Origin of the sequence: Bacillus pretiosus, from assembly GCF_051294775.1 — a bacterium.
Lineage (GTDB): Bacteria > Bacillota > Bacilli > Bacillales > Bacillaceae_G > Bacillus_A > Bacillus_A wiedmannii.
Map to the genome: position 1 here is coordinate 1 of NZ_JBPPHF010000173.1, position 308 is coordinate 308.

Genomic DNA, 308 nt, shown 5'->3' on the forward strand with positions numbered 1-308 from the left:
TGATTCTGGATGTACGGTAATGATTAATTTTTCAAACGAAGTAGGCAACGTTTGAACGATACCAGTTAAAATGGGTAACACATCAAGCAATCGTGACTCTACCGCTTGATTCACGATTTTTTCTGCTAGTTGAAAAGATTGATCCCATAATAACTCTGTCCATTCATATGCTGTTTCTTGTTGTTCTTTTTGAAACTGCATACGTGCTGCTTCCATCAGTTCCATTTGTTCATGAATATGCATTTGAAATTGTTCTTTATCTTGTAATAGCTGTTGACGCTCTCGTTCTAACATTTGTTGTTCTTGCC

General features: G+C 36.4%; 1 pseudogene. It reads right to left on the bottom strand.

Annotated features, from left to right (window positions below):
* Positions 1–308 (bottom strand): annotated as a pseudogene (gene fliH, locus ACSG5Z_RS30370) (FliH/SctL family protein); the annotation flags it as partial.